Genomic DNA, 17,415 nt, shown 5'->3' on the forward strand with positions numbered 1-17,415 from the left:
TTTATGGGCCGGTTACGCGCCAGATTACATTGCCCACGTCGTCGGCGACCAGCAGCGCGCCCAGCCGGTCAATCTGGACCCCCACTGGCCGTCCCTGCGCCTGACCCTGGGCGTTCAGAAAGCCGGTCAGCACATCCTGCGGCGGACCGGCCGGGCGGCCGTCCATGAACGGCACGAAGATCACCTTGTAACCGCTGCGCACGCTGCGGTTCCACGACCCATGCTGGCCGACGAAGGCCCCGCTCCGCAAGGCGGGCGGCAACAGGGTCGCCCCCTCGCCGAACGTCAGCCCCAGAGAGGCGGTATGGGCGCCCAGGGCGTAGTCCGGCCGGATCGCGCGGGCGACCATCGCCGGATTGGCGGGCGGCCGCACATCGACGTGCTGACCATAATAGCTCCACGGCCAACCGTAGAAGGCGCCCGGCGTCACCGAGGTCATATAGTCGGGGACCAGATCGTCGCCGATCTCGTCACGTTCGTTGACCGCCACCCACAGCTGGCCGGTCTGCGGGTTCCAGTCCATGCCCACCGGATTGCGCAGGCCCGATGCATAGACCCGCCGCGTCCCCGTCGCCGGATCGATCTCCAGGATGGCGGCGCGATCGACCTCTTCGTCCAGCCCATTCTCGCCGACGTTCGAGTTGGACCCGACCCCGACATAGAGGCGGCTTCCGTCAGGGCTTGCGACCAGGCTCTTGGTCCAGTGGTGATTGCGACCGGCGGGCAGGTCCACGATCTTGGTCGACGTGGCGTCGATCCGCGTCTGTCCTGTCCGATAGGGGAAGGCCACCACCGCATCGGCGTTGGCGACGTAGAGGCGCTCCCCCACCAGGGCCATGCCGAAGGGCGAGTTCAGGCCGGTCAGGAAATCCGTCTTCGTCTCCGCGACCCCATCGCCGTCGGCGTCGCGCAGCAGGACGATCCGGTTCGGACTGGGCACGCCGGCGCCTGCTCTGGCCATGACCTTGCCCATCACCCAGTCCCGCAGTCCGCCCTTCTTGTCCTGCGGCGGAGGCGGTGCATTCGACTCGGCGACCAGAATGTCGCCATTGGGCAGACGATAGAGCCAGCGCGGGTGATCCAGCCCCCTCGCAAACGCCTGCACCCGCAACCCCGCCGCCGCGACCGGCGTCGCGCCCTGGGGCCAGCTTGTCGCAGGCGCGATATTGACCGTCGGCAACAACCCCTGACGCGGTGCGGGCAGTTCCGGGTTCGGGCCAAAGCCCGCCTCGACGGGCAAGGCCTGGCCGCCCGCACAGGCCCCCAATCCCAGGGTCGCCGCCAACATTGTCGAGGCGAGCAGGGATTTGGAGGTCGCGGTCATGATCGTTGGTCCTTACCGAGCGGGTTGCGCCGGAAACTCCAGCCGGCTGACATCATAACCCAGACCGCGCGCCCGTTCGGTCAGGCTGCGCACCTGGGCTTCGGTCGGCAGGTCGCGGGTGTAGATGAACAGGCGCTCGAACGTGGGATCGGCCGAGATGAACCAGCTGTAGTCGTCGGCCCGGTCCAGCACCCAATAGTCCCAGGTCACGAACCCGGCCAGATACTTGACCCTCAGCTTGGCGTTCGTGCCGGGATCGAGGATTTCGCCTCGCCCGCCGATGGCCTTTTCCTTGCCCTGCGGCGTGCCGACCTGACAGGTGTCGCGCACGTCGACGCGCGTGCCCTCCACCGGCGTGTAGATCGATGCGCCCGCCACGCAGCCGTCCGTCAGCCGATCCGGCAGACGCGCAATCTCGTGCCAGCGCCCGGACCACAGACGCTGGACATCCACCGGTTTCGCCGGCTGTGGCGCGCGATATTCGGAAGGCGGCGGCGCCGTCACGCAGCCGGCAAGAGCGAACACTGCGGCCGCCGAAACGGCGAGGGATTTCATGCTGGACATGAGCGTTTCCGTTTGAAGCCATAAGCCGCGCTTGGCGACCCTGGTTCCTTTACGTCGCAGCGCCCGTGTCGGACGGCGTGGACGGCAAGGTGGGAAATCTCTCAGGCCGTGGCAGTATCCCTCGCTTGTCTTAAGTCGCACATTGGCGTTGTCACGTCGGCGTTCGACGGAGATCCGCTGGTGGACACTGCCATTCTGACCGAAAGCCAAACCGCCCTGCCTGCCGCGCGCCTGACCCATCTTCAGCGTCTGGAGGCCGAGGCCATCCACATCATGCGCGAGGTGGCGGCCGAGGCCGAGCGACCGGTGATGCTGTATTCGATCGGCAAGGATTCGGCCGTGATGCTGCACCTGGCGAAGAAGGCCTTCTACCCGTCCAGGCCGCCCTTCCCCCTGCTGCACGTCGACACGACGTGGAAGTTCCGCGCCATGTACGCGATGCGCGAACAGGCGGCGGCCGATCTCGGCGTCGAACTGCTGGTCCATCAGAATCCCGAGGCTGTCGCGCGCGGGGTCAATCCCTTCGACCATGGCTCGGCCCTGCACACCGACCTATGGAAGACCGAGGGGCTGAAACAGGCTCTGACCCTGCACGGCTTCGACGCGGCCTTCGGCGGGGCTCGTCGCGACGAGGAGAAGTCGCGGGCCAAGGAGCGGATCTTCTCCTTCCGCACGGCCGAACACCGCTGGGATCCCAAGAACCAGCGGCCCGAGCTCTGGCGGCTCTACAACACGCGCAAACGGCCGGGCGAGAGCATCCGCGTCTTCCCCATCTCCAACTGGACCGAGTTGGACGTCTGGCAATACATCCACCTGGAGCAGATCCCCATCGTGCCCCTCTATCTGGCCGCGGAACGGCCGGTGGTCGAACGCGACGGCGCCCTGATCATGGTCGATGACGACCGGTTCCGGCTGCGCCCCGGCGAGACGCCTCAGATGAAGTCGGTCCGGTTCCGCACCCTGGGCTGCTACCCCCTGACCGGGGCGGTCGAGAGCACGGCAGCGACCCTGCCCGAGGTCATCCAGGAAATGCTGCTGACCACCACCTCCGAACGCCAGGGCCGGATGATCGACCACGACCAGTCCGCCTCGATGGAGAAGAAGAAGCAGGAGGGCTATTTCTGATGGCTCACCAGTCTGACTTGATCGCCCGCGACATCGACGCCTATCTGGACGCCCATCAGCACAAGAGCCTGCTGCGCTTCATCACCTGCGGCAGCGTGGACGACGGCAAGTCGACCCTGATCGGGCGGCTGCTCTACGATTCCAAGATGATCTTCGAGGATCAGATGGCGGCGCTGGAGGCGGACAGCCGCCGCGTGGGCACGCAAGGGGGCGACATCGACTTCGCCCTGCTGGTCGACGGTCTGGCGGCCGAGAGGGAGCAGGGCATCACCATCGACGTGGCCTATCGTTTCTTCTCGACCGAAAAGCGCAAATTCATCGTCGCCGACACGCCCGGCCACGAACAATACACCCGCAACATGGTCACCGGCGCCTCGACCGCCGACGCCGCCGTCATCCTGATCGACGCGCGCCGCGGCGTCCTGACCCAGACGCGGCGGCATGCCTATCTGGTCAGCCTGCTGGGCATCCGCCACGTCGTCCTGGCGGTCAACAAGATGGACCTGATGGGCTGGTCCCCGTCTGTGTTCGACGCCATCGTCGCCGACTTCCGCGCCTTCGCCGGCCAGATCGGGCTGAAGACCTTCGACGCCATTCCGATGTCCGCCCTGCGCGGCGACAATATCACCGAAGCCAGCGCTCATTCGCCCTGGTACGCCGGCCCGCCGCTGATGAGCCTGCTGGAGACGCTGGAGGTCGGGGACGATCTGCAGGTCGATCCGTTCCGCCTGCCGGTTCAGTGGGTCAACCGGCCCAATCTCGATTTCCGGGGCTTCTCCGGCCAGATCGCCGCCGGGACGGTGCGCCCCGGCGATCCCGTCCGCGTCCTGCCCTCGGGCCGCACCTCGACCGTCGCCCGCATCGTCACCGCCGACGGCGATCTGGCCCAGGCCGTCGCCGGCCAGTCGATCACCCTGACCCTGACCGACGAGATCGACGTCTCGCGCGGCGACGTTCTGGCCTCGGCAGACGCCCCGCCGGAAGCCGCCGATCAGTTTGAGGCCACGGTCGTCTGGATGGACGACGAGCCCCTGCTGCCAGGCCGGCCCTACCTGCTCAAGATCGGCGCCAAGCTGGTGGGTGCCACCATTACCGAGCCCAAGCACAAGGTGAACGTCAACACCCTGGAGCAGCAGCCGGCCAAGCGGCTGGAGCTGAACGAGATCGGCGTCTGCAACCTGTCGCTGGACGCCCCGGTCGCCTTCGCCCCCTATGTTCAGAACAAGGACCTGGGCGGCTTCATCCTGATCGACCGGATCTCGAACCGCACGGTCGGAGCGGGCCTGCTGAACTTCGCCCTGCGCCGCGCCCACAACATCCACTGGCAGGCCCTGTCGGTGGACAAGGCGGCGCGCGCCACGATCAAGAACCAGACGGGCCGCGTCGTCTGGCTGACCGGCCTGTCGGGCGCGGGCAAATCCACCATCGCCGACCTGGTCGAGAAACGTCTCTACGCCGACGGCCGCCACACCTATCTGCTGGACGGCGACAATGTCCGCCACGGCCTGAACCGCGATCTGGGCTTCACCGAGGAGGACCGGGTCGAGAACATCCGCCGCGTCGCAGAGGTGTCGAAACTGATGGTGGATGCCGGTCTGATCGTCCTGGTCAGCTTCATCTCCCCTTTCCGCGCCGAGCGCCGCCTGGCCCGCGACCTGCTGGGGCCCGGCGAGTTCGTCGAGGTCTATGTCGACACGCCCCTGGCCGTCGCCGAGCAGCGCGACGTCAAGGGCCTCTACAAGAAGGCCCGCGCCGGTGAACTGAAGAATTTCACCGGCATCGACAGTCCCTACGAAGCCCCCGAAAATCCCGAGATCGTTGTGGACACCACCACCATGTCGCCGCAGGACGCGGCCGAACGCATCGTCGCCTGGCTGGACGGCCGGTTCTCGACCGAGGATTTCAGCATCTGACCCCTCGACGTTCGGCCGGTTCGGGCGCGAGGGTGGAACCTTGACCGTTCGCCAAACGCTCTGGAGCCCATGACCAATCCGATCAAACAATTGGACCTGGCGGCCATCGAACAGTCGCAGGTCGTGCGGATCGCCGGGGCCAATCTGACGATCGGCGGCCTGACCAGCGCCGGGGTGATCCTGCTGGTCGCCTTCGCCGCCCACTGGCTGGTGACGCGGTCCCTGCGCCGACTGCGCGAGCGGGCGGATCGCAGCCGCCAGGCCGTCTATCTGCTGGAGCGGCTGGCGGGTTACGCCATTATCGTCATCGCCGTAATGTCGGCCCTGTCGGCGGCCGGACTGAACCTGTCGTCGCTGACGGTGTTCGCGGGCGCCCTGGGCATCGGCGTGGGGCTGGGCCTGCAGGGCGTGGTCAAGGAGTTCGTCTCCGGCCTGTTCCTGATCTTCGACCGGATGGTGTCGGTCGGCGACTATATCGAGATCGAGGACATCGGCATTCGCGGCGCCATCATGGAGATCGGCCCGCGCGCCACCCGCGTCCGCACCAACGACAACGTCAATGTGCTGGTGCCCAACTCGCGTTTCATCGGGCAGCCGGTGACCAACTGGACGCTGAAGGGCGATACCCGCCGCATCCACGTGCCCTTCTCGGTCGCCTATGGGTCGGACCGGGGCAAGGTGCGCGACGCGGTTCTGGCGGCGGCGCGGGCCAGCCCCTTCACCCTGCCTGAGACGGAAGCGCGCAAGAGCCAGGTCTGGCTGGTGGCCTTCGGCGACAAGGGGCTGTCGTTCGAGCTTCTGGTCTGGCCGACGCGCGAGGCGGTAAAACGGCCCGCCGCCATGCACGCCGCCTATACCTGGCTGATCGCCGACGCCCTGGACGCCGCCGGCATGGAGGTGCCCTTCCCCCAGACCGACCTGCGCATCCGCAGCGCCTTCGGCCTGGAAGGCGACGAAGCCCTGAAGCGGCTCGGCTATGGCGTAGGCGCCCCGCCCCAACCGACCAGCCCCCCACGCTCCGCCCAGACCGCCAACGACGCCGCCGACGACGTGATGGCCGACGACGAAGCCGATGGGCCGGAAGCGCCGAGCGCACGGACGGATTAAAACAAGCCGTCACCCTCGGGCGCGTCCCGAGGACCCACCCATCCGTCGCACGGGAAAGGACGTGGATCAGCGATCTCGATCCGCCTCCAAACGCCCGCGCCTGCATCAGCCGTAGGCCCTCGGGACAAACCCGAGGGTGACGGGCTTTTAGTGTTGCGCCTTCGCCTTCAACCGCCAGGCATGCAGCAGCGGCTCGGTGTAGCCGTTCGGCTGTTCCACCCCCTCGAACACCAGCGCGCGCGCCGCCTGATAGGCCAGGCTGGTCTCCGGGTTAGCTGCCATCGGCCGATAGAGCGGATCGCCCGCGTTCTGGCCATCGACCTTGGCGGCCATGCGCAGGAAGGCGGCCTCGACGTGATCGGCCGTGCAGACCCCGTGCAGCAGCCAGTTGGCGATATGCTGCGAACTGATCCGCAGCGTCGCCCGGTCCTCCATCAGGCCGATGTCATGGATGTCCGGCACCTTGGAACACCCTACGCCCTGATCGATCCAGCGCACCACATAGCCGAGGATGCCCTGGGCGTTGTTGTCCAGCTCGGCCGCCACCTCGTCCTCGGACCAGTTGACGCCGTGGGCCAAATCGGGGGCCAGCGGCGGGGTCAGCAGGGCCTCCAGCCCCGGCGTCGGCTGCTCCGCCACCGCCTTCTGCACCTCAAAGACATCGACGGCGTGATAGTGCAGCGCATGCAGGGTCGCCGCCGTCGGCGACGGGGTCCAGGCGGTGTTGGCGCCCGTCCTGGGGTGGGCGATCTTCTGCTCCAGCATGTCGGCCATCCGATCCGGCGCCGCCCACATGCCCTTGCCGATCTGGGCCTTGCCGGACAGGCCGCATTTCAGGCCGATGGCGACGTTGCGCGCCTCATAGGCGGTGATCCAGGCGCTGGACTTGATGTCGGCCTTTCGCACCACCGGCCCGGCCTGCATGGCCGTGTGGATCTCGTCGCCGGTACGGTCCAGGAAGCCGGTGTTGATGAAGACGATCCGGTCCTTCACCGCCTGGATGCAGGCCGCCAGATTGGCCGAGGTGCGGCGCTCCTCATCCATCACCCCGACCTTGATCGCATGGCGCGGCAGGGCCAGCAGATCCTCGACCGCGTCGAACAGCCGGTCGGTGAAGGCCGCCTCGTCCGGCCCATGCATCTTGGGCTTGACGATATAGACCGACCCCGTCGCGCTGTTGCCGAACCCACCCAGCCCCTTGATGTCATAAAGGGCGATCAGGCTGGTCACGATCGCGTCCATGATCCCCTCGGGCGCGTCCGACCCGTCGGCCAGACGAATGGCCGGCGTGGTCATCAGATGTCCGACGTTGCGCACGAACAGCAGGCTGCGCCCCTTCAGGATCACCGACGATCCGTCCGGCGCCGTCCATTGGCGATCCGGCTCCAGCGCGCGGGTCAGGGTCTCGCCGCCCTTTTTGAACGTCGCCGACAGGTCGCCCCGCATCAGGCCCAGCCAGTTGCGATAGGCCTCGGCCTTGTCCGCCGCATCGACGGCGGCGACGGAATCCTCCAGATCGACGATGGTCGTCAGGGCCGATTCCAGCACCACGTCCGCCAGACCCGCCGCATCGCCCCGCCCGACCGGATGGCTGCGGTCGATGACCAGTTCGATATGCAGGCCGTTGTGCGCCAGCAGAATCGACGCCGGCGCCGCCGCATCGCCGGTAAAGCCGACGAACTGTCCCACATCCTTCAGCGCCGGCGACAGGGCGCCGTCCACCACCGACCAGCCGGTCACGTCCGCATGCGACCCTTCGGCCAGCGGCGCCGCCTCATCCAGGAAGGCCTTCGCCCGCGCCACCACCCGCGCCCCGCGCGCCGCGTCATAGCCGCCGCCGGCCGGCAAATCGCCCAGGGCGTCCGTGCCGTAAAGGGCGTCATACAGGCTGCCCCACCGCGCATTGGCGGCGTTCAGCAGGAAGCGCGCGTTCAGCACCGGCACGACCAATTGCGGCCCGGCCATCTGCGCGATCTCGGCATCCACGCCTTCGGTGCCGATGGAAAACGCCGCCGGCTCATCGACCAGATAGCCGATCTCTCTCAGGAAGGCCTCCGACGCCCCCACGTCATAGGGCTGGCCCCGCCGCGCCCGATGCCAGTCGTCGATCTGCGCCTGCAAGGCATCGCGCCGGTCCAACAGCGCGCGGTTCTCCGGCGCGAACCGCTCGAAGATCGACGCCGCCCCGGCCCAGAAGTTTGCCGCATCCAGCCCCAGCCCCGGCAGCACATCCTGTTCGATCAGGGCGATCAGCTCGCCTGCGACCTTCAGCCCGGCGCGATCTTCATGGGTCGTCATGACGGCCTCTCCCCGGCGCGACGCCGGACCTGTAACAATGCGTGATCAGGTAAGCCGAGCCCGCGCCGCTCCGCAAGGGTCACGTCGCGTCATCGGGGTCGCTTTTCGTCGAATGGTGACGGCGGCGCGCTCTGATCGTGGTCAGAAACTCTTAACCGCGTCCGTGAACGGGACTGCAAGCGGCGGCGCCTATTGTGAGCTTACGGACGAACTCGCGTCCGGCCAGTCGAGCGTATAGCCCATGCTGTTTCTTCTGAACGATGTCGTGTTCGACCTGGACGAGGCCTGCCCGGCCACGCCCGCCGACACGCGCCGGTTCGAGAAGCTGGAGTTCGACTATGTGCTCGAACTCGGCTGCGAACTGTTCGCCGAGGATCCGCTGCTTCACCGCAACGATCCACAGCGCGCGCGCCGCCTGGCTTGGCTGATCGCCGAGCGCAGCCCGGATGTGAACGCCGCCCTGTTCGCCGCCCCGGCCGTCGCCTGCAACCCCGACCTGGTCGAGCCGCGTTTCTGCGCCCTACCGCAGCAGGTCATGCATCAGCTTCAGGCCAAGGGCCGTCGCCTCGACGCCGTCTCCGCAGACCGCGCCGTCTGGAATCGCCTGGCCGCCTGATCGCGGCCCAAACGCAGTCAGAACACCGCGTTGAACACCACGTGGACCAGCGTCGCCACGACCACGATAAAGCCGAACCCAACCGCTAGCCCCAGGGCCGGATGAAGGGGCGCATGCTCGCGCGGCGTATGGGCGATACGGTCTTGAGGATGGATGACAGCCATCGTCTTTGTCCTTTCCCTATGATCCCGGATCGATCCGGGAGGGGAGCGTCGGACTCTGACGGCCTGATCGTCTCCTCCAGACCGGAGCATGACTCCAATATCCCCTGATGGCGAGGGGTTATTTTTCGTGCGCCCTGCGCTGGACGACGGCGCGCCGAAGTTGCACCTTCGCGCCCAAGGGATGTTCAGGGGCGATCTATGACTTCGAGGCTTTTGACCTGCGCCGCTGCGGCGGTGGGGGCATTCATGCTGGCGACCGCGCCACAGCCGGCGCGCGCCGACTGGCTACGGGCCGAAAGCGAACGCTTCATCGTCTACAGCGACGGCGGCGAGCGCGCGCTGAGAGACTATGTCCAGAAGCTGGAGATCTTCGACCGCGTCATGCAGTTGCGGACAGGCGTGGCCATAACGACGGAGCCGCCCAGAAAACTGCCCATCTATCTGGTGCGAAACAGAAGTGCGCTCCTGCGCGTCCATCCGCAAAGCGGAGAAAATGTCGTCGGCACTTATTTTCCGACGGAAGAGGACATCTTTGCAGTCGCCATTCGTAGCGATGGCAACGGCATTTCTGGCGACGAAGTCCTGATGCACGAATACGCGCACCACTTCATGCTGGGAAATTTCCCCGGCTCCTACCCGGCCTGGTTCGTCGAAGGTTTCGCCGAATATTACGCGACTGCGGACATCGACGTCCGCGACCGGGAGGTCGTGCTCGGCGGCTACAATCAGAACCGCGCCTATTGGATCATGGCGGAGAGCTGGCTGCCGCTGGACGTGTTGCTGACGAAGCGCCCGAGTGAAATCCGCGCCTCCAGCCAGCGGGCGACCTACTATCCCATCGCCTGGTTGCTCACGCATTGGTTCTACAGCACGCCTGAACGACAGCAGCAGTTGCAAACCTACCTGACGGCTGTTGCAGGCGGAGACGACTCTCTCACGGCGATGCAGCAGGCGACAGGGATGACACTGGAACAACTGCGCACCAACCTGCGGCGCTACACACGCGAGCGCCTGAGCATCACCAAAATCAGCGGTCAGTTTCCTACCGCCGAAATCTCGGTAGAGAATCTCTCGCCCACTGCCGACGACCTGTTGCTGATCAATCAGAGACTAAAGGTCGGCGTGCCGGACGAAAACAGGGCCGCTCTTGGCCAGGAGGTGGCCCGATTGGCGGCCCGTCACGGCGACGATCCGTTGGCACTGCTGGCCGCCGGCCACGCCGGTATGCACTTCGGCGACAAGCCGGCGGGGGAACGCGCGTTGCAACGCTTGCTGGAGATAGAGCCCGACCATGTGGAGGCCCTGCAGTATCTGGCGCAGGAACGGTTGCGGCAAGCGCGGGAGGCGGACGACGACAACCAGGCGCAGGCTTTGCGGATTCAGGCCCGCGAATATCTAGCTCGCGCCTATGCCGCCGGTCAGAATGATTATCGCACCCTGATGCTGTTGTCACAGATGCGTCAGAGCCAGCCCGGCTATCCGAATGAGAACGACCTTTTGACGCTGGGACTGGCGCTGGATAGGGCGCCTCAACTCGCAGCGGTGCGCTTCCCCTACGCCAACGCCTTGGTGCAGACCGGCGAGAAGGAAGAGGCGGTCGCAATCCTGAAGCCGCTGGCCAACAATCCACACGGCGGTAGCGCCTCGACCTTCGCCAGTCGTCTGATCGCCGCCATCGAAGCGGGTCAGGATCTGCCCGAGGTCACAGAGGACGCCGACGCCCCTCAGATCAGCGAGCCGGAGCCTGAAACGCCCGGCGAAGAGCCCGAATCCACCCCGGCGCCCGCCAGCGAGTGACTTTCGGCGCGTGGCGGGGTAGTCGCGCGCCATGTCCTCTCTGACCCTGCCTGAAGAAGCCGCGCGCCGCCGGACCTTCGCCATCATCGCCCACCCGGATGCGGGCAAGACGACCCTGACCGAGCACATCCTGCTGGCCGGCGGCGCCATTCGCGCGGCCGGGGCCGTGCGGGCGCGCGGCGAGAACCGGCGGACCCGGTCTGACTGGATGAAGATCGAGAAGGAGCGCGGGATTTCCGTCAGCGCCTCGGTCATGACGTTCGAGCACGACGGCAAGATGTTCAACCTGCTCGACACGCCGGGGCACGAGGACTTTTCCGAAGACACCTATCGCACCCTGACCGCCGCCGACTGCGCCATCATGGTGCTGGACGCCGCCAAGGGCATCGAGCCGCAGACGCTGAAACTGTTCGAGGTCTGCCGCCTGCGCGACATTCCGATCATCACCTTCATCAACAAGCTGGACCGCGAGGCCCAGGATCCGATGACCCTGCTGGACGACATCGCGTCCCGCCTGCAGCTGGACCCCGCCCCGATCTGGTGGCCGGCCGAGAGCGGCAATCGTCTGCGCGGCATGGTCGAGGTCGGGACCGGTCGGTTCCAGCCCTATACCCGCAAGATCGCCGGCTCGGCCGAAGACCCGGATCACCCCCCCGCCCTGCCGCTGGACCAGGCGGCGCAGTATTTCGAGGCGGGCGAGCAGGACAATCTGGCCGAGGCGGTCGAACTGGTCGAGGGCGGCTATCCGGCCTTCGACCGGCAGGCCTTCCTGGAGGGGCATATGACCCCGGTGCTGTGGGGTTCAGCCCTGCGCCACTTCGGCATCGACGAACTGCTTAAGGCCATCGGCGACTGGGCCCCGGCGCCCAAGACGATGAAGGCCCGAAAGGAATCCCCGCCCGAGACCCGCAACGCCCCCGCCCCCGTCGATACGGTGGTCGAGCCCGGCGCCGACGAGGTCACCGGCTTCGTCTTCAAGGTCCAGGCGAACATGGACCCCAACCACCGCGACCGGATCGCCATGTTCCGCATGGCTTCGGGCGCCTTCAAGCGCGGCATGAAGCTGAAGGTGCAGAACACGGGCAAGTCACTGTCGGTCAACGCCCCGATCATGTTCTTCGCCAGTGACCGCGAACTGGCCGACGACGCCTTCGCCGGCGACGTGATCGGCATTCCCAACCACGGCGTGCTGCGGGTCGGCGACAGCCTGTCGGAGAGCGGCGTGGTGCGGTTCGCCGGCCTGCCCAACTTCGCGCCTGAAATCCTGCAACGGGTGCGGGTCAAGGATCCGCTGAAGGCCAAACACCTGAAGAAGGCGCTGGAAGGTCTAGCCGAAGAAGGCGTGACCCAGCTGTTCCGACCCGAGATCGGCTCGGACTTCATCGTCGGCGCCGTGGGCCAGCTTCAGTTCGAGGTCATGGCCGACCGCCTGGGCGAGGAATACGGCCTGGACGTCATCTTCGAACCGTCCCCCTACGCCGAGGCGCGCTGGATCGGCGGAACCGACGCCGACATTGAGGACTTCAGCGGAAAATACCGCCCCCAGATGGCCCGCGACATCGACCAGGCCCCGGTCTTCCTGGCCAAGTCCAGCTGGGAAACCGGCTACGTCGGCGAACGCTTCCCCAAGATCGCCTTCACCAAGACGAAGGAACGGGGCTGAGTTTCGGAGCGCCAAACGACTTCCTTTGGTCACGCGGCTGAGCCATGATCGCGTGATGTCGTCGCTTCTCGCCCTTTCCAGCGCTGTGGTCATGCTGCAGGCTGCCCCTTCCGTGGGGCTGGTCTCGTATGACGAGGCCGTGCGCTGTGCGGGGCTGACCCAGGCGGCGTCTGAACTTGAGGGTGGCGAGAGCGCGCAGGGGCGGCGGCTGTACGATGCGGCCCTTTACTGGTCGCTGGCGGCGATGCAGGCGGCGACGGCGGCGGGCAAGCCGGCGACGGTCGCCGAGGGTGATCAGACGCGAGCGCGCATCGCGGCCGTGCGGTCGCTGAACGGCAGTACGCCCGAGGCCAGGGCCGCCCTGCAACGCTGTCAGCAGAAGACGCCGAACCTGGACTGACGAAAGTCCGCATAAGGTCAAGCCGAACCGCTTTCGCGGCGCTGCGTTTGCATTGGACGCCCCGAGAGACGCAGTCTGCGTCCCGAAGCGGGATAACTGAGGTCAAGCGCATGTTCGAATTCGGCCGCGATCTTCGAAAACTCTTCGCCCAGGCGCGTGAGAGCGAAGACCTGGGCTGGGTCGAGCTGATCGGCGTGGACCTGTTGCAGGCCGAGGCGCGGCGCGAGACGATCGATTCAGGCCGCGTGTCCTGCGCCCGTCCCTTCGAAACCGAACACCGCGCCTGCGCCCTTTGGCGCGAACATGCCCGGCGCGGCGGCGCGTCCGACAGTCTGGACCGCGCCGAACGCTGCGCCGACAGCCTGGCGCGCACGGCCGTGGGCGAGGATCAGGTCGCCTTGGCCGCCATGGACAAGGCGGCGGTGCTGATGCTGCGTTTCGACCTGTGCGGCGATCCCGCGCGACTTGATCGCGCCCTCGCCACCCTGGCGGCTGTCGGTCGCCCGCGCAGCCGACGCATTACGGCGAGCATGGCCGCGCTGCATGCCCGGCTCAAGGTCCGCACCGCCCGGCTGAGCGGCGATGTCGCCAGCCTGTCCGACGCCGCCGTGTTGATGGACGCTGCGGTGCGCAGCGACGACACGCACGACATGGATCTGCGAATGGACCGCGCGGCCCTGTCGCTGGAGATGGGCGTGGTCCAGCGCGACGTGCGTTTGCTGGATCAGGCCGGCCGCGACCTGGGCGCCCTGGTGGAGACCGCCTCGCCGGACCATCGCCCCCTGACCCGCGCCCGCGCCCTGGCCCTGTGCGGCGCCGGCCTGTCGGCGCTGGCCGCCATCGCCGGTCATGAAGAAGCTCGCGCCCAGGGCCGGATCATGTTCGACGCGGCTGCCGATCAGTTCACCCCGGACCACAGCCCGCTGGACTGGGCCGCCATTCAGGTGCTGCGCGTCGACGACGACGCCCAGCCGCTGATGCTGTTGAACCAGGCCGAGGCCCTGACGCAGGGCGGCGAACTGATCATCGGCGCCTTGGTGCGCGAACGTCGTATCACGCGCGAAGTCGCCCTGGCCGAAGCCGTCAAGAACCTGACCGCTCTGATGACGCTGGAAACGCGCCTGCGGGCGCGGATGGCGACGGCGACGCCGCTGGACTGGGCCGCCGATCAGATCGGCATGGCGGAAATCCTGCTGGCGCGGCATCGTCTGGGCGGCGACGCCCCGACCGATCTGGGTCTGATCCTGGGCGAGGCCGCCATGACGGCGCGCGAACTGGGCGTCGGCACCTTGGCCGAGCGGGCAGAGGCCCTGCTGGCGACGGCGAGACGCTAGGCCTTCAGCCGCCCATGGCGACGAAGGCGCCGTTCAGGAACTTGGTCTTGCCATAGGACAGTCGCTGGCCGTCATCGGCCAGCACCCGGCCGCCGGCGGCTTCCAGAACCGCCTGGCCCGCTGCGGTGTCCCATTCCGAGGTCGGGCCGGTGCGCGGATAGGCGTCGAACCGTCCCTCGGCGATCAGGCAGAACTTCAGCGAAGAATCTGTCCCCTGCCAGCGCGAGCAGCCGTGGCGGGCGGCGAGGCGCGTCGCCTCCTCGTCGGTGACGCTGTGGCTCAGCAGGGCCATGCCCTCCTGAGGGCGGTCGCGCACACGGATCGGACGCCAGTCCTCGCCCGCATGGGCCTCGCCGGCCTGAAGCGCGCCGAACTGACGCCGGAAGGCGCCGCCTTCGGGCTTGTCGGTGCGCCAGGTCGTCGCCGTCGCAGGCGCCGTCACCACGCCGGCCACCGGATGGGCGCCATGGATCAGGGCGATATTGACCGTGAACGCCTCGCCGCCGCGCACGAAACCGCGCGTGCCGTCCAGCGGATCGATCAGCCAGAACCAGTCCTCGGCGCTGGCGGGCGCACCGTTCGCCGAAACCGCCTCTTCCGCGACCATCTGGACGCCGGGATACAGGGCCGTCAGCCGTTCCAGGATCAGGGCCTCGGCCGCGCGATCGGCCTGGGTCACCGGGCTGTCGTCGGACTTGGTCTCGACCGCCGTGCCTGCGCGCCAATAGGGCAGGATCAGCCGCGCGGCCTCCTCCGCGATCTCGGCGATGGCCAGGGAAAGCGCACCGGACTTCAGGTCGCGGGCGAGATCGGTAGAAGAAGAGGTCGTCATTGGCGGGTCGATAGACCATCCGGGCGGTTCCATGAACCAGCAAATCACTCCAACTTCGCGCGCGACACGAACTGTGACCTGAGCGCGCCAGACATCATGACATCCATCCACGACACAGACGCCGCTCCGCTGGACCTTCCCGTCGATGGGACGGAGCTGGCGACCTACATCGCGGCCAAGCTGTGCCATGACTTCATCAGCCCCTCCGGCGCCATCGTTTCCGGCCTGGACCTGATGCAGGATCCGACCGCTCAGGACATGCGCGACGACGCCTTGGCGCTGATCGAGCAGAGCGCTAGGAAGATGGTCGCCCTGGTGCATTTCGCCCGTGTCGCCTTCGGCGCCGCCACCACCAGCGAACGGTTCACGGCGCGCGAGATCGAAGGCCTGGTGTCCGGCATGGTCCAGGGCGGCCGCGCCGCGATGGACTGGCGCATAAGCGATGGCGAATTCACCAAGCCCCAGGCCCGCGCCCTGACCAATCTGGCCTATCTGACCATGGGCGCCCTGCCGATGGGCGGCGTCGCCGTGATACAGTCTCGGGTCGAGGACGGCATGATCTATCTGGAAGGGTTCGCCGAAGGCGCACGCGCCCGGCTGAAGCCCGAAGCCGTGGTCGGCCTGGCGGGCGAGCGCCTGACCGAAGGCCTGGCCGGACAATGGATCCAGCCCTATTGGCTGTGGCTGACCGTGAACGAGGCCGGCGGCGCGCTACGCGTCAAGGTTGAAGACGGAGAGGTCGCACTGGTCGCCCGAATGCCGGTCTGAGGCATTTCCAAACGACTCATTAACTGGCGTCTGGGATAAAAAGGGTCCATGCGCCTCGGGCGAAAGCCGCGTGTCTGTGAGGGATCGATCTTGGACTTCCGAACCTGCCTGATCGTCGACGACAGCCGCATCATCCGCAAGGTTGCGCGTCGCATCGTCGAGGGCCTGGGCTATGAGGTCGATGAGGCGGCGGACGGCTCCGAGGCCATGGCCTATTGCACCGGCGCCATGCCCGACGTTCTGCTGGTGGACTGGAACATGCCCGTGATGGACGGCATCACCTTCCTGCGCCGCCTGCGCGCCATGCCGGGCGGCAAGCGACCCAAGGTTCTGTTCTGCACGATCGAGACCCGCCCCGAGCGGATCGCCGAAGCGCTGGCCGCCGGCGCCGACGACTATGTGATGAAGCCGTTCGACGGCGAGATTCTGCAATCCAAGCTGACGGAGGTCGGAGCGATCGCCGCATGACCCCAGAGGACTTCGACAAACTGCAGTCCCTCCTCGCCACCCGCGCCGGCTATCGGCTGTCGCGGGATCGCATTCACCTGGCCGAACACCGGCTGGGACCGATCGCGCGGCGCGAGGGCTACGCCAATGTCGAGGCCCTGCTGTCGAACCTGTGGGCCAACCCGGTCGCCTCCCTGGCCTGGTCGGTGATCGAGGCCCTGCTGAACGCCGAGACCTGGTTCCGTCGCGACCGCACCCCCTTCCGCATTCTGGAAAGCGAACTGTTGCCGGCCCTGTCCAAGGCGCGGCCTGACGGTCGGATCAAGATCTGGTCCGCCGGCTGCTCGACGGGGCAAGAGGCCTGGTCCATCGCCATGACCGGGCTGGAGCTCGGCGTGCCGGTCGAACTGGTCGCCACCGACCTGTCGCAACGCGCTATCGAAAAGGCCCGCTCGGGTCTCTACACAGGGTTCGAGATTCAGCGCGGCCTGACGGCCAAGACCATGCTGCGGTGGTTCGAACCGATGGACGACCAGTGGATCGTCAAGGCTGAACTGGCGGACGCCGTGCGTTTCGGGCGCGCCAACCTGCTGGACGAGCCGACCGACGACGCGCGGTTCGACGTCATCTTCTGCCGCAACGTCCTGTCGGACATGGAGCCGTCGCGACGCGCCCGTCTGCTGGACGGGCTGGAACGGCGTCTGGTCGACGACGGCTGCCTGTTCCTGGGCGCCGAAGAGAAGCTGGAGGGCGAAACCGTCGCCTTCCGCGCCGTCAACGGCCGCCGGGGCCTGTACGTAAAGGCGCCCTCGGCGCTACGCCGCGCGGCCTGAACATTCGGCGGCTGAGTCAGACCGACCAGCGTATCATCGTAATTCAGAAAAGGTTCGTCACAGCGATCACGACGAGTATCACGGCGAACACGACGGAGCCGTGTCCGGTTCGGAACGTCTTGATGGCCTGCGGCGGCGAAGCCGCAGATCGATAAACGGCCTGAACATGAAGTTGAAAGGAGCCGACGCGTATTCGGTCTCGTCGTGTTCGCCGTGACCTCGTCGCGCCC

General features: G+C 67.1%; 16 protein-coding genes. 11 read left to right on the plus strand and 5 right to left on the minus strand.

The window, feature by feature from the left end; translation table 11 throughout:
* Position 1 precedes the first annotated feature (1 nt).
* Together ACP7BH_RS08740 and ACP7BH_RS08745 are read right to left on the minus strand one after the other, a co-directional pair.
* Complete coding sequence (locus ACP7BH_RS08740; protein ID WP_425981987.1) at positions 2 to 1,324, minus strand: PQQ-dependent sugar dehydrogenase; 1,323 nt, start codon at positions 1,322 to 1,324, stop codon at positions 2 to 4.
* Between the two features lie 12 nt (positions 1,325 to 1,336).
* Positions 1,337 to 1,888 carry a lipocalin family protein gene (locus ACP7BH_RS08745; protein ID WP_425981984.1) on the minus strand — a complete coding sequence of 184 codons (552 nt, stop codon included), beginning with the start codon at positions 1,886 to 1,888 and terminating at the stop codon, positions 1,337 to 1,339.
* 177 nt (positions 1,889 to 2,065) lie between these two features.
* Here ACP7BH_RS08745 and cysD point away from each other — a divergent pair, with 177 nt between their 5' ends.
* From cysD to ACP7BH_RS08760, 3 genes are all read left to right on the plus strand, one after another.
* A complete protein-coding gene (gene cysD, locus ACP7BH_RS08750) occupies positions 2,066 to 3,013 on the plus strand; it encodes a sulfate adenylyltransferase subunit CysD (protein WP_426043342.1) in 948 nt (315 codons plus the stop codon).
* The gene (gene cysN / locus ACP7BH_RS08755; protein WP_425981980.1) at positions 3,013 to 4,926 is read left to right on the plus strand and encodes a sulfate adenylyltransferase subunit CysN; all 1,914 of its coding nucleotides are present in this window, start codon (positions 3,013 to 3,015) and stop codon (positions 4,924 to 4,926) included. The genes cysD and cysN overlap by 1 nt, the downstream gene beginning before the upstream one ends.
* A 69-nt stretch (positions 4,927 to 4,995) precedes the next feature.
* Positions 4,996 to 6,033, plus strand: coding sequence for a mechanosensitive ion channel family protein (locus tag ACP7BH_RS08760; RefSeq protein WP_425981978.1), 1,038 nt, complete (start codon positions 4,996 to 4,998; stop codon positions 6,031 to 6,033).
* 147 nt (positions 6,034 to 6,180) lie between these two features.
* Here ACP7BH_RS08760 and ACP7BH_RS08765 read toward each other — a convergent pair whose 3' ends face one another.
* Positions 6,181 to 8,331, minus strand: coding sequence for a malate synthase G (locus tag ACP7BH_RS08765; protein WP_425981976.1), 2,151 nt, complete (start codon positions 8,329 to 8,331; stop codon positions 6,181 to 6,183).
* A gap of 241 nt (positions 8,332 to 8,572) precedes the next feature.
* On the opposite strand from ACP7BH_RS08765, the gene ACP7BH_RS08770 reads away from it, so the two are divergent.
* Complete coding sequence (locus ACP7BH_RS08770) at positions 8,573 to 8,947, plus strand: hypothetical protein (protein WP_425981973.1); 375 nt, start codon at positions 8,573 to 8,575, stop codon at positions 8,945 to 8,947.
* Between the two features lie 17 nt (positions 8,948 to 8,964).
* On the opposite strand, the gene ACP7BH_RS08775 is transcribed toward ACP7BH_RS08770, so the two are convergent.
* Positions 8,965 to 9,111: a hypothetical protein gene (locus tag ACP7BH_RS08775; RefSeq protein ID WP_425981971.1), complete on the minus strand. Its 147-nt coding sequence runs from the start codon at positions 9,109 to 9,111 to the stop codon at positions 8,965 to 8,967.
* A gap of 246 nt (positions 9,112 to 9,357) precedes the next feature.
* Here ACP7BH_RS08775 and ACP7BH_RS08780 point away from each other — a divergent pair, with 246 nt between their 5' ends.
* The 4 genes from ACP7BH_RS08780 (at position 9,358) to ACP7BH_RS08795 (ending at position 14,305) form a co-directional block, all read left to right on the plus strand.
* Positions 9,358 to 10,908 (plus strand): hypothetical protein, encoded by a 1,551-nt coding sequence (locus ACP7BH_RS08780; protein ID WP_425981968.1) that lies wholly within the window; start codon positions 9,358 to 9,360, stop codon positions 10,906 to 10,908.
* Positions 10,909 to 10,939: 31 nt separating this feature from the next.
* Positions 10,940 to 12,571 carry a peptide chain release factor 3 gene (locus ACP7BH_RS08785; RefSeq protein ID WP_425981965.1) on the plus strand — a complete coding sequence of 544 codons (1,632 nt, stop codon included), beginning with the start codon at positions 10,940 to 10,942 and terminating at the stop codon, positions 12,569 to 12,571.
* Positions 12,572 to 12,626: 55 nt separating this feature from the next.
* On the plus strand, positions 12,627 to 12,971 hold the full coding sequence (locus tag ACP7BH_RS08790; protein ID WP_425981962.1) for a hypothetical protein: 345 nt from the start codon (positions 12,627 to 12,629) through the stop codon (positions 12,969 to 12,971).
* Positions 12,972 to 13,081: 110 nt separating this feature from the next.
* On the plus strand, positions 13,082 to 14,305 hold the full coding sequence (locus tag ACP7BH_RS08795; protein ID WP_425981959.1) for a hypothetical protein: 1,224 nt from the start codon (positions 13,082 to 13,084) through the stop codon (positions 14,303 to 14,305).
* A gap of 4 nt (positions 14,306 to 14,309) precedes the next feature.
* Here ACP7BH_RS08795 and cysQ read toward each other — a convergent pair whose 3' ends face one another.
* Positions 14,310 to 15,137, minus strand: a complete 828-nt coding sequence (gene cysQ / locus ACP7BH_RS08800) for a 3'(2'),5'-bisphosphate nucleotidase CysQ (protein ID WP_425981957.1) — start codon at positions 15,135 to 15,137, stop codon at positions 14,310 to 14,312.
* Between the two features lie 96 nt (positions 15,138 to 15,233).
* Between cysQ and chpT the strand changes: the two genes are divergently transcribed.
* From chpT to ACP7BH_RS08815, 3 genes are all read left to right on the plus strand, one after another.
* Entirely contained in the window at positions 15,234 to 15,905 is a 672-nt protein-coding gene (chpT, locus tag ACP7BH_RS08805) for a histidine phosphotransferase ChpT (RefSeq protein ID WP_425981955.1), read from the plus strand.
* Positions 15,906 to 15,995: 90 nt separating this feature from the next.
* A complete protein-coding gene (locus tag ACP7BH_RS08810; protein ID WP_346494480.1) occupies positions 15,996 to 16,373 on the plus strand; it encodes a response regulator in 378 nt (125 codons plus the stop codon).
* Positions 16,370 to 17,185, plus strand: a complete 816-nt coding sequence (locus ACP7BH_RS08815; RefSeq protein ID WP_425981953.1) for a CheR family methyltransferase — start codon at positions 16,370 to 16,372, stop codon at positions 17,183 to 17,185. Before ACP7BH_RS08810 ends, ACP7BH_RS08815 begins: the two co-directional genes overlap by 4 nt.
* The last annotated feature ends 230 nt before the right edge of the window (positions 17,186 to 17,415 follow it).

The sequence above is a fragment of the Brevundimonas sp. TWP2-1 genome, from assembly GCF_049897645.1.
Lineage (GTDB): Bacteria > Pseudomonadota > Alphaproteobacteria > Caulobacterales > Caulobacteraceae > Brevundimonas.